This is a genomic window from Mucilaginibacter corticis (assembly GCF_007558865.1).
Taxonomy (GTDB): Bacteria; Bacteroidota; Bacteroidia; order Sphingobacteriales; family Sphingobacteriaceae; genus Mucilaginibacter; species Mucilaginibacter corticis.
Genome location: NZ_VLPK01000003.1, coordinates 455,864 through 468,230, shown reverse-complemented (window position 1 = coordinate 468,230; position 12,367 = coordinate 455,864). Strand labels below are relative to the sequence as shown.

Below are 12,367 nucleotides of genomic sequence, written 5' to 3'. Positions count from 1 at the left end.
AACATTGAAAAGAATCGGCTAATTTAGGTGACTTAAATATGACAAACATGCATTTTAATAAAAAGCTCTTTATTCCCATAGGGTTGTTTTCGGGAATGATCGTCCTGGCTTCAATGACGTTTATACAGCAACCGCCGCAACAGCAACGTGTTGACCCGCCGATAACCAATTTAAAGGTATTGCCAAAAAAATTAACTTTTAAACAGGTAGATCATATCATGGATAACTGGGCAGCAGCCTTAGGTGTAAAATGTAATTTTTGCCACGAGCGTAATGCCGACGGTAAAGGGATGAATTTTGCAAGTGATGCCAAGCCCGAAAAACAAATGGCGCGCGAAATGTATGTGATGGCAGCCAAACTGAACAAAAAATATTTTAAAGGCGAGAAAGATAGCCTGGGCGTAGCTAAATTGAGTAGCGTTAATTGCTATACCTGCCACAATGGGGTTGCGCATTTAGAGACAGCAATATGGCCTAAGCGTGGTGATGCGCCGCATCCGCCGGCACCGGGTATGGGTGCCCCGGCCGGCCAGCCTGCACCACAAGGTGGTGGCCGCTAAGCTAATAAGAAATAATAAAAAAATGCCTTCCGGATAAAACGGAAGGCATTTTTGTTAGTCAAAAATCCGGTTACAAAAAATGAGCTTTCCATTGTCGTTTAATCAAATCTGCTACATTTGTTTTTATGCAAAAAATACTGATCGCCAACAGGGGTGAGATCGCTTTAAGAGTAATGCGTTCGGCGCGCGAGATGGGCATTAAAACCGTGGCGGTATATTCAGCTGCCGACAGGGACGCGCTTCATGTTCGTTACGCCGACGAGGCTGTATATATCGGCGAGGCCCCATCAAACCAATCCTACTTAGTTGGCCAAAAGATCATTGATGCCTGCCGCCAAACCTGCGCGGAGGGTATTCATCCCGGCTATGGTTTTTTAAGTGAGAATGCCGCTTTTGCCCGGCAGGTGCGTGAGGCTGGACTGACTTTGATTGGCCCATCGCCCGAAGCTATGGAGATCATGGGTAATAAACTGTCGGCCAAGGCTGCGGCTATGAAATACAATATCCCAATGGTACCCGGTACCGAAGAGGCGATCACTGACGTAAATGAAGCAAAAAAACGTGCGGTTGAGGTTGGTTTCCCCATCCTGATAAAAGCGGCGGCTGGTGGCGGCGGTAAAGGCATGCGTATTGTTGATATCGTGGCCGATTTTGAGGAACAAATGCAACTGGCTGTTTCAGAAGCTACATCGGCTTTTGGCGATGGTTCTGTTTTTATTGAGCGATATGTATCATCACCCAAACATATCGAGATCCAGGTACTGGGCGATACGCACGGCAATATCGTCCACCTGTTTGAACGCGATTGCTCGGTACAGCGCCGGCATCAAAAGGTAATTGAGGAAGCGCCATCGGCTATATTAACCCCCGAGATCCGCAAGGCTATGGGTAAATGCGCGGTGGATGTGGCACGGTCAGTAAATTATACCGGTGCGGGTACGGTCGAGTTTATCATGGACGATAAGCTTAACTTTTATTTCCTGGAGATGAATACCCGCCTGCAGGTGGAGCACCCGGTGACAGAACTGATAACCGGTATTGACCTGGTAAAAGAACAAATAAAAATTGCGAGGGGAGAGGCCATCAGCTTTAAGCAAGACGACCTGGAAATAATAGGCCACGCCGTAGAACTACGCGTATACGCCGAAGACCCTGCCAATAATTTCCTTCCGGATATCGGCACACTGCAAAGTTACATCACCCCAAAAGGCCCGGGTATCAGGGTGGATGATGGGTTTGAACAAGGTATGGAGATCCCGATCTATTATGATCCGATGATTGCCAAACTGATCGCCTACGGTAAAGACCGTGCTGAGGCGATAGAACGCATGGTACGCGCCATAAACGAATACCAGATAACGGGCATCACCACCACACTCGGCTTCGGTAAATTTGTAATGCAGCATAAGGCTTTTACATCGGGTAATTTTGATACCCATTTTGTAAAGAAATACTTTACACCTGAAGTATTGCACACCGGTAATGAAGATGAGGCTTTAATTGCTGCTTTGGTAATGGAGCGACTGTTAAGCGCTACCAAAAATACGGTTGATGTTTCGGTTGATGGGGTGTCGAATTGGGTTAAGAATAGGAGAGTGTTTTAGTTTATAATTTTCAAAGAATTGGATTATTCTTGCTTATACCGGATACAGTGCACATTGAGATAAGCAGTCCGCCCTTGGCCGCGGAGGCCAGTTACTTTACCTTAGATGCAAAGTAACCAAACATCAAGCCAATTCGATCGCTTCATCCGCACAGGCCATACTCCCGGCCCGGCGAATTGGCAGGCCTTTACACTCCTTTTTTTAATTTTATTCAGATACGAAATCATTGTTTATAACAGAAATGTCAGCAAAAAAGCTTCGGGTGGGGGAAGGTAAAACAATGGTGGCTTTGTGCGTAGGAACTGGCATTCGCAGGTTTTGTTGAAGCGTGGGAGGTGTGGGTGCGATAGCGGGGCAAAAGAGGCGCGGCCCGAGGTTTTACCTGTACTGCCGGGCAAAGGCTATGAGCGCAAAGAAGCCTCTTTGCTGACTTGATTTTTGGTTCTTTTCATCAAGGAAAAGAACAAAGCATACCCGCGGCGATTGAGCGGACGGATCATCTCAATTACTATATATCTATTTCAACACTGAAACCAACTCATCAATCAACGCTACCTGCGCAGGGTTGATCTTTATCTTAGCCTCATCAAAGCTAAACCAACCGCCACGGTCAACCTCGGGAAAGCTGGCTTGTTTGCCTGATTTGGGCGGCCATTCTATTTCAAACAGGTTGCTTACAATCGCAACCGGATCAATATCACCTTCAACTGCCCAGGCGACTACTGTTTTACCGCTTTTTTGTCTGATAGGCGATAGCGCAATAAATTTATCGGACACCAGCTTTTGGCCTGTTTCTTCTAAAAATTCGCGCCGTGCGGCCAGCAGCGGGTCCTCATCATCCAGGAACTCGCCTTTGGGGATAGACCAGGCGCCTTCATCCTTGTTTTTAAAGAATGGCCCGCCGGGATGCACCAGGAAAACTTCAAGCCGGGCGTTATTGTTGCGGTACAGTAAAATTCCTGCGCTTTGATTAGAGATATGCATACGTGACTAATAAACCTGAATTAATATAATTAGTTTTGCAATTTAACTCCACAAGGGCAATATGTTTACCGGAATAATTGAAACATTAGGAAAAATAACCGACCTGCGCGCGGAACATGGTAATTTACACATCACGGTCGAATCGACTATATCAAACGAATTGAAAATAGACCAATCGGTAGCGCATAATGGTGTGTGCCTTACGGTGGTAGCCGTGGCTGATGGTAAACACACCGTAACCGCTATTGAAGAAACGCTGAACAAAACCAGCCTGGGCCATTTGAAAACAGGCGAGCCGGTAAATCTTGAACGCTGCATGCAAATGAATGCCCGGCTTGACGGCCATATTGTACAAGGCCACGTAGACCAGACAGCAATCTGTACACAGTTTGATGAACTTGACGGCAGCTGGGAATATACGTTTGAATATGACGCGTCTATCGGTAATGTAACCGTAGAGAAAGGCTCTATCTGCGTTAACGGTATCAGCTTAACGGTTGTGAACTCGCAGGCCAACAGTTTTTCGGTGGCTATTATTCCTTATACTTTTGAGCATACCAATCTGCACAATGTAAGGGTTGGGTCGGTTGTGAACCTGGAGTTTGATATTATAGGCAAATATGTTGCCCGGTTAATGAACCGTTAAATACTATAATTATATATAGCGACGGGTTTAAAACCCATCGCTATCTAAATTATTTACTGCTTAAAGCAGTAATCCTCTGCGCGCTGTAATCAATATAGGCCTGTTGTTTTTTACCGGGTTGTGCCGCCAAGTATTTCTTAAAGTATTTTAACGCGTTACGTTTATCATTCAGTTTGGTGTCAAGCAATGTCGCCAAGTAATAATAGGTTAGGGGGCTTTCATCATACAGCAACGCTTTTTGGTAGGCGACCTGCGCTTTTTTAAGCTGGCGGGTATTTTCATAGCTGTCGGCCATTTCACTGTAGTAGGTAGCGGTGCCTTTTGAGATGCTCATATCAATGGCTTTATTGAAATGCAGGATAGCGTTTTTCTGATCCTTAAGCATCTTATAGCAAATAGCGGTGGTGTAAGCCGTGTTTTCGGTTTGGTTTGTTTCTGGTAATGATGTAAGCACGGCGATACCGCAGGTATAGTTTTTAACCTGATAATAAGCCCGGCCTAATTTTGATATGGTCGAAACAGAACTATCACCCGCCAACAAAAGCTGTTCGCCGGTGGCTACTGTTTCATGCCATTTACCTTCAATATAATTAAGTTTAAGCATAGCTTGCTGCAGCAACACATTTTGCGGGTCGGCTGCAATAGCTGTAGTTAATATTTTTTCCGCCTTTGGCGATTGTTCCTGCATCATATAAACCTGGCTTAGGTCAAAAGCTACATCGGCATCAACCGGATTTAAATGATTTGCTTTTTCAAAATTTATTGTTTCGTTTGTCAGGTCGCCTTTGTCTCGATACAGCTGTGCTAAATTATTGTAGGCATTAAAATTTGTTGAATCGATAACCACCAGCTTTTTAAAGTAAAGTTCGGCCTTTGAGTTATTGTTACGTCGCTGATTGATATTGGCCAGGTTGTATATTACAGATACATTGGTTGTATCTTTATCATACATCTGTTGATAATAACTTTCTGCCTCCGGCAGTCGGTGTGCCATTGCTGATGTATATGCCAGTCTTGATAGTTCTTTTGCATCGGTTACAGGTTCGGTGTAAACGCTTTTAAGATAGGTTAGTGCGTCTGCAAAGCGTTGGTTTTGGTAATAATCTAATAACCGGGCATCATCCGCTTTACGTGGTTGCTGCGCGTTGCAAACATTGATAATTACTATACTTAAAAGGGAAAGAAGGAATAGGTTTTTCATTTAACTAAATTATTAGTTATAAACGATATTTCCAAATTCGGAACAATTTTTGGTTAATGATGTTGTAATTGAAGTATTAACTAAAAACACAACCTATGGATACGTTAAAGAAATTTGCATTGATGGAAAAGATAGTCCATGAATTAGAGGACCTTAAAAACAGCCAGCAGGCTATTATAACCAAACTGACAAAAATTGAAGTCGACAATATTGATCTTGGCGACAAAAAATTAGAAAACGACCTGCCTGATATGCACCAGCGTGTGTCAGACAACCTGGATACTATAGCCGGTTTGTTGGAGGACTTTGCAAGTAAAACAGATGCTTTCAGCAATAAAAACAACATCAGCGCTTTAAAAGAGCAGGAAGCTTTAAAAGTTTAATTACTTTAAATAAAAAAATCCCCCACAATTTAATTGTGGGGGATTTTTTTGTTGGTTAAAATGACCGATTACATCGCGGTAACGGTACCTGTGTAAGTGATCACCTTGTAATTATTAACAGTTAGTTCCAATTTTGCTGTGCCATCAGGTGCAAACTCAAAAACATATTTACTGGCTTTATCAGTATCAGTTTTCGGATTTACAGTAATATCCACTTTACCATCTTTCTTCTCTTTTACTTTAAAGTCATAAGTAGCAGCTAAAGATTTGTTGGGATCTTCCAGTATAGTAGTACTGCTGGTTTCGCCTGCAGCTGTTGTTTTACTCTTGTCATAAAAAGGAAGATAAGATGCTACTGAGTCTGGTGTCAGCTTAGCATAGTATGACCCGGTCAAATCATAATGATTATCCGGAACTCCGGAAACACCTGTTGATCCGCTGGTATGGTCAGGGTCAACTTCCAAAGTAGCGGTTGTAGCATTAAACTTGAATTTTTTTGTATCGACAATTTTTTTAATGTCTGCTGCCGATGTTTTTGGTTGGTCTTGAGCGTAAGCAGTATGAATACCTACTGCAGCTACGATTAACAATAATATGCGTTTCATTTTCTTAGATGTTAGATAAATAGATAAAATAATAAACTATCAACATCATAACAAAAGGTGTGCCTATCTTTTTTTAAGAAATGTTATTTTTACATTAAATGTGCTAATTATGAAACTGTTATGACTGTTGAAGATGTAATGGCCGAACTGAAATCACACGGCAGTGAAGGCATAAAAAAAGTGTTGTTAAAGCATGGCGTAAAAGAGCCTTTTTTCGGCGTAAAGGTTGAATATTTAAAGATCATCCAAAAAAAAATTAAAAAAGATTATCATTTAGCCAAAGAGCTTTATGCCACAGGTAATGCCGATGCCATGTACCTTGCCGGGTTAGTTGCCGACGATAAACAGATGACAAAAGATGACCTGCAAACCTGGGTACAACAAGCTGTATCAAACAATATTGCTGATTATACTGTGCCATGGGTAGCTGCCGAAGGTAACTATGGGTATGAACTGGCAGTTGGGTGGATAGACAATCCGCAGGAACACATTGCATCAGCGGGATGGTTTACATTAAGCAATATTGTAGCGCTTAAACCGGACAGTGAACTGGATACAGGACAATTAAAAGGTTTATTGGCAAGGGTTGAGAAAACTATACATACTGCGCCAAACAGGGTACGATCAGGCATGAATACCTTTATTATTAGTGTTGGCAGTTATGTAACCGCTTTAACTGAAGAGGCCATTGCGGTTGCTAACCGGATAGGGCCGGTAACGATAATAAAAGAAGGTACTGCCTGCAAAGTGCCTTTAGCTACAGATTATATTGATAAAGTAAAAGTTAAAGGTAATTTGGGTAAAAAGAAAAAGACGGTGAAGTGTTAGCTAATAGCTGGATTTTATTTTGTATCGGCCTTTTCAAAGTCTTTATTGTAACGCTTTATTGCTTTATAATAATTTTTCTTTTTGATGAATTTAAGTGCATCTTCTTTATTCCCAACCATGGTTGTTAGTTCATCTGCATTTAATTTCACAATAGGTCCGTCATTTAACTGTATTCCACAAATAGTTTCAGGTTGAAAAAACATATCCACTTCACTTAAATAAGAATAGGCGTTTATCCGGCCGGTAATTACTTTAAACATCCAGCAACTATCTTTAGCTATGCCATTGATTTCAAACGGTTTACTTCCATTGCCAATTTCTTCTGTCCGGGTAATTTTAACAGTTTGATCCGGAAATATTTTTTGCTCTCTTTTCGGATCAGATTTTGGATATTTTTTATCCACAAGCAACAAATAATTTTTACGTGAGCCTGTATCGCTTAACATTTTTGATTTGACTTTAAGCTGCGTACTGTCTTTCATCAATACGTTATACTCATATTTCGAGTTATGTATGTCATTTCGATTATTTAAATTCATCATCATCAAGCTGTTCATCCGCTGATTCATCATTTGTTGATTTATATTAGAATAAACTTTTGCCATCCCCGGATATTGGGCGAACGAATTGTCGGCTAAAGAGGAAAACAAAATAACTGAAAGCAGAAATAGCAGGGTTTTGAAGTATTTAATCATAAAAAGAGTGTTGGCTCTCAAATATAATTAAAGCAGCCAAATACCTATAACTTATTCTATACTCTTTCCCTTCATAGCCGTATTGATAGCCTGATCCATCAAGCGCTCGGCAAAGGGACGGGTAAACTCGTTAACCGCGTCTATCTGTTTTAGTATCGCGTCTTTTTCGCCGGTAGCTAAAATAGATTTAAGGTCGGCGATATATTTTTCTGTAGCGGTTATCTCATTGGCAGACAGGTAGGCTCCGTGTTTTTTAATAAAGCCTTCAACCGTATACACCATTTGCTCGCCTTCGGTACGGGCCTCTATCAGCATCCGCTGGCTCACATCCTCTTTGGCGTGGGTTATACTGTCCATCAGCATTTGCTCTACCTGGTCGTCGGTAATACCATAAGTTGGTTTAACCTCAACCTCCTGCTTAACGCCTGAGCGTAGTTCTATCGCCTGGATCTTCAGGATCCCATCGGCATTCAGTAAAAAGTTGATATCCACCTTAGGGAAACCTGCCGGCATTGCCGGGATACCTTTCAATTCAAATTCGGCCAGTTTACGGTTTTCTTTGATCAGGTCGCGCTCGCCCTGGTAAACCGCTATCTTCATGTTTACCTGCCCGTCTTTTGAAGTGGTGTATTGCCTTCCCGCTTTAGTAGGTACCTTGCTGTTACGCGGTATGATCACATCCATCAGCCCGCCCATAGTCTCGATACCCAGGGACAGGGGCGTAACATCCAGCAATAAAATATCTTTACGGTTACCGGCCAAAATATCAGCCTGGATAGCCGCGCCTAAAGCAACTACCTCGTCAGGGTTCACTTCGTCATGCACCGGGCGTTTAAAGAAATCGCCCACCATCTTTTTCACCAGCCCTGTACGGGTAGATCCGCCAACCATCACTACTTCATCAATTTGTTCAATGCTTAATTTTGCATCGCGTAAAGCGTTCTCACAGGCGGTAATGGTTTGCTGTACTTTGGGTAATATTAGCTGCTCAAAGGTATCACGGTCAAGCGTACACCAAATGTCGCCCACTTTTTCGTTAAACAAGCTTTGGTGACTAAATGCTTTCTTGGCTTCCTCTGCTTTTAAACGTAATTCCTGTGCCAGCTCATGGTTAGCAACCAATTCGGCTTTATTAAGCTGGTTTTTTTCTATCCAGTAATCAACAATGGCACGGTCAAAATCATCACCGCCCAAAAAGGTATCGCCATTGGTTGACAGTACTTCAAAAATGCCGCTCTGGATCTGCAGGATAGATACATCAAATGTACCGCCGCCCAGGTCGTAAACCGCTATCGTCTTTGTTTCTTCGGGATTTAAGCCTATGCCGTAAGCTAAGCTCGCGGCGGTAGGTTCGTTAACAATGCGTAAAACATCAAGCCCGGCCAGTTTGCCGGCATCTCGTGTTGCCTGGCGCTGCGAGTCGTTAAAATAAGCAGGGACGGTAATAACAGCGCGGTTTACAGGGGTTTTTAAAGCATGCTCGGCACGTGCCTTTAATTCTTTTAATATCAGGCCCGAAAGTTCAATAGGCGTATAAAACTTATCGCCTACGTTTATTTTTACTAGGCTTTCGCTATCGTCGTCAATAACTTTATAGCTAAAAAAGTCTTTGTAATTTTCAATGTCTTTATAACTCCGGCCAAGTAATCTTTTTACAGAGAATATGGTGTTGTACGGGTCTGTTATCAAAAACTCTTTCGCTTCGTTACCCACAGTAACATCGCCTGCAGGGCCAAAATGTACAATGGAAGGCACCAGCACACCTTTGCCGGTATCATTAATTACCTGCGCGTTTTTGTCAGGGTTAATAAAAGCCACCAACGAATTAGTGGTGCCCAGATCAATGCCTACTATAATTTCTTCTTTTTGTATAGAGCCTGTTGCCAGGTTGATAGATACTTTAGCCATTACTTATGCGTTACCAGAGGGACAAATGTAGTCAGTTTTGGCGCACGGTATGTCATGTTATTGTGAATTGACTTATTTGTTTTTCTAATTTTGTTGTACCTTTCAACCACTGATGCTAACCCGTACGTATAAACTAAGTATATTTTTATTCTTGTTTTTTGTTGCAGCCGCTGTAACTGTAAGGGCGCAGGAGTTTGGCGGCAACCCGCCATCCATTAAATGGAAACAGGTGAATGTACCGGTTGCCAAGGTTATTTTCCCTGCGGGGATGGATTCTGTAGCGTCGCGGGTAGCTGACATTGTGCAACGCATGAACAGCGCGGTACAACCCACCATTGGTTACAAACAAAAGCCGGTAAGCATACTGCTGCAAAATCAAACCACTATATCAAATGCTTATGTAGGGCTGGCACCTTTCAGGAGCGAATTTTATTTAACGCCCGATCAGAATAGCTTTGAGATAGGCAGTTTACCGTGGTCAACCCAATTGGCTATCCACGAGTTCAGGCATGTACAGCAGTACAACAATTTTAACGTGGGTTTATCAAAAGCCCTGCATACCGTTTTTGGCGAGAGCGGGCAGGCGCTTGGTAATGATATTGCCATACCCGATTGGTTTTTTGAAGGCGATGCTGTTTTTAATGAAACCCAAGTAAGCGAACAGGGCAGGGGCCGGTTACCTTATTTTTTTAATGGCTACCGCGCATTATGGGATGCCAAACGTGATTACAGTTGGATGAAGTTGCGTAACGGGTCGTTTGTTGATTATATACCTGATTGGTACCCTATGGGCTATATGATGGTGGCTTACGGCCGCGAAAAGTATGGCGATGATTTCTGGAAAAAGGTAACACAAGACGCCGCGGCTTATAAAGGTTTGTTTTTTCCGATGCAGCGTGCCATTCAAAAATACTCGGGGCAAAGCTTCGACCAATTTACAAACAACGGCTTTGATCATTTTAAGCGGCTTTATACAGGTAAGCTGTCTGATAGCACTTTGTCTAAAGCGTTGATCGCTGATAAACATCAGCATTTTATCAGCAGCCAGGAATACCCTGCTTATATTAATGACAGCACGCTTGTTTACCTGAAAAGCACCTATGATCATTTACCGCAATTTGTGATCAATACCAATGGTAAAGAAAAAGCGATTAGCGTACGGTCAGTATCGCTTGATAATTATTTTGCATACCATGACGGTAAAATAGTTTATTCGGCATTGCACCCTGACGCGCGTTGGAGTTACAGGGATTACAGCGAGATAGAGGTATTAGACCTTAAAACCAGTAAAGAACAGCGTCTCACTAAGCGCACCAAGTATTTTTCGCCTGCTTTTAGTAATGATGGTAAAAATATAGTAGCGGTGCAGGTTGACCCGTCGGGTAAAAATCACCTGCATATTTTAAATGCGCATAACGGCGCGCTTATTTCTGTAGTACCGGATAAAGAAAACCTTTTTTATACTTATCCAAAATATTATAACAGTAAACAGATAGTAGCTGCCGTGCGCAATACTAAGGGCCAAATGAGCCTGGCGCTTATTGATATTAAAACAGGCGATGCCAAATATCTCCTGGCGTTTTCTTACCAGCCAATAGCTTTCCCGATTGTACATGGCGATACCATTTATTTTTCGGCAACCACCGGTATAAACGATCGCTTATTTGCGATTAATACAGGTACCGGCAAACTATATGCGATAGACCATGCCGGGATCAATAAATATGAACCGGCTATAACTGAAAAAAAACTGGCTTGGGTTGAGTTTACAGCGTTTGGCTACCAGGTACGGCAAAATGAAAACAACCCCACGCAATGGAAGGCTTTACCCGGTAACGCTATCCCGGGCGGCTTAGCCAGCTTTAATATATCAGCTTTAAAAAGAGATTCGTCTACCGATGTATTGGCCACTGTGCCTTACAAGCCTTTACCTGTCACCAATTACAATAACGCCTATCATCTTTTTAATTTTCATAGCCTGGTGCCCGACTTTAGCGACCCCAATTATACGGTTACTTTAGAAGGCGAGAACGTATTGAATACTTTTCAATCGCAGGTGGTGTTTAACTATAACCGCGATGAGGGTTATAAAGAGTTTGGTTTCGACGTAGCTTACGGTGCCTGGTTCCCTTACCTGCTGGCCGGCTTTGATTACACGCTTGACAGGCGCGCGTTGTATCAATCTACAAATATATACTGGAACGAAAGCGATATCCATGCCGGGGTGCAGCTTCCGTTAAATTTAAGTAATGGCAGACAATTAACTTCTTTAAATTTAAGCAGTTCTGTGCATTACAGTACAACATCGTTTCAGGAAGTATATCAGCGTATTTTAAATACGTCTTATACTTACTTGAACAATACGGTTATATTTTCCAATACCATTCAGCAGGCAAAGAAAAATATCTATCCCCGTTTTGGAGAAAGCTTTGTTTTAAATTATAAAACAGCCATCAGCGGGGTATACGCTAACCAGTTTTTAGCAATAGGTACATTTTATTTACCCGGATTATTTGTTAATCATAACCTGCTGATCAGCGGTGCTCATCAGCAAAAAGCGCAAGGCAGCACAGTTAGCTTCTCAAATGATTTTCCGTTTAGCAGGGGATACGCTGCAGAGAATTTGCAGACCATGAACAAGATAGGCGTAGATTATCATTTCCCGATAGCATACCCGGATGCGGGCATAGCAAATACGGTTTATTTGTTGCGCTTAAGGGGTAACCTGTTTTATGATTATACCCGCGGCAGCTTTAACATCAGTAATACCGCCATGGCAACAAGAAACTTTAGATCTACAGGTGTTGAACTATATTTTGATACCAAATGGTTTAACCAACAGTCGTTAACGTTTGGAGTGCGTTACAGCCATTTGTTAGACCAGAATATTTTTACCGGCAATACCGGGCGCGATGTAGTTGAGATTGTATTGCCTGTCAGCTTCTTTTAATAC

General features: G+C 42.4%; 11 protein-coding genes. 6 read left to right on the top strand and 5 right to left on the bottom strand.

Annotated features, from left to right (window positions below; all coding sequences use genetic code 11):
• The first annotated feature begins 47 nt into the window (after nt 1–47).
• Together FO440_RS17410 and accC are read left to right on the top strand one after the other, a co-directional pair.
• Nucleotides 48–560 (top strand): c-type cytochrome, encoded by a 513-nt coding sequence (locus FO440_RS17410; RefSeq protein ID WP_186292714.1) that lies wholly within the window; start codon nt 48–50, stop codon nt 558–560.
• 125 nt (nt 561–685) lie between these two features.
• Nucleotides 686–2,164 carry an acetyl-CoA carboxylase biotin carboxylase subunit gene (accC, locus tag FO440_RS17405; protein WP_144249557.1) on the top strand — a complete coding sequence of 493 codons (1,479 nt, stop codon included), beginning with the start codon at nt 686–688 and terminating at the stop codon, nt 2,162–2,164.
• 516 nt (nt 2,165–2,680) lie between these two features.
• On the opposite strand, the gene FO440_RS17400 is transcribed toward accC, so the two are convergent.
• Nucleotides 2,681–3,148: an NUDIX domain-containing protein gene (locus FO440_RS17400; protein ID WP_186292713.1), complete on the bottom strand. Its 468-nt coding sequence runs from the start codon at nt 3,146–3,148 to the stop codon at nt 2,681–2,683.
• Nucleotides 3,149–3,209: 61 nt separating this feature from the next.
• Between FO440_RS17400 and FO440_RS17395 the strand changes: the two genes are divergently transcribed.
• On the top strand, nt 3,210–3,794 hold the full coding sequence (locus FO440_RS17395; protein WP_144249556.1) for a riboflavin synthase: 585 nt from the start codon (nt 3,210–3,212) through the stop codon (nt 3,792–3,794).
• A 49-nt stretch (nt 3,795–3,843) separates the two neighbouring features.
• Here the strand turns inward: FO440_RS17395 and FO440_RS17390 are convergent, their stop codons facing one another.
• Nucleotides 3,844–4,995, bottom strand: a complete 1,152-nt coding sequence (locus FO440_RS17390) for a tetratricopeptide repeat protein (protein WP_144249555.1) — start codon at nt 4,993–4,995, stop codon at nt 3,844–3,846.
• Between the two features lie 95 nt (nt 4,996–5,090).
• Here FO440_RS17390 and FO440_RS17385 point away from each other — a divergent pair, with 95 nt between their 5' ends.
• The gene (locus FO440_RS17385; RefSeq protein WP_144249554.1) at nt 5,091–5,378 is read left to right on the top strand and encodes a hypothetical protein; all 288 of its coding nucleotides are present in this window, start codon (nt 5,091–5,093) and stop codon (nt 5,376–5,378) included.
• A gap of 68 nt (nt 5,379–5,446) precedes the next feature.
• On the opposite strand, the gene FO440_RS17380 is transcribed toward FO440_RS17385, so the two are convergent.
• Nucleotides 5,447–5,983: a DUF4251 domain-containing protein gene (locus FO440_RS17380; RefSeq protein ID WP_144249553.1), complete on the bottom strand. Its 537-nt coding sequence runs from the start codon at nt 5,981–5,983 to the stop codon at nt 5,447–5,449.
• Between the two features lie 120 nt (nt 5,984–6,103).
• Between FO440_RS17380 and FO440_RS17375 the strand changes: the two genes are divergently transcribed.
• A complete protein-coding gene (locus FO440_RS17375; protein ID WP_144249552.1) occupies nt 6,104–6,811 on the top strand; it encodes a DNA alkylation repair protein in 708 nt (235 codons plus the stop codon).
• A gap of 14 nt (nt 6,812–6,825) precedes the next feature.
• Here FO440_RS17375 and FO440_RS17370 read toward each other — a convergent pair whose 3' ends face one another.
• Entirely contained in the window at nt 6,826–7,416 is a 591-nt protein-coding gene (locus FO440_RS17370; protein WP_144249551.1) for a hypothetical protein, read from the bottom strand.
• 141 nt (nt 7,417–7,557) lie between these two features.
• The gene (gene hscA, locus FO440_RS17365) at nt 7,558–9,414 is read right to left on the bottom strand and encodes a Fe-S protein assembly chaperone HscA (RefSeq protein WP_144249550.1); all 1,857 of its coding nucleotides are present in this window, start codon (nt 9,412–9,414) and stop codon (nt 7,558–7,560) included.
• Between the two features lie 112 nt (nt 9,415–9,526).
• Between hscA and FO440_RS17360 the strand changes: the two genes are divergently transcribed.
• Nucleotides 9,527–12,364 carry a TolB family protein gene (locus FO440_RS17360; RefSeq protein WP_144249549.1) on the top strand — a complete coding sequence of 946 codons (2,838 nt, stop codon included), beginning with the start codon at nt 9,527–9,529 and terminating at the stop codon, nt 12,362–12,364.
• Nucleotides 12,365–12,367: the final 3 nt, after the last annotated feature.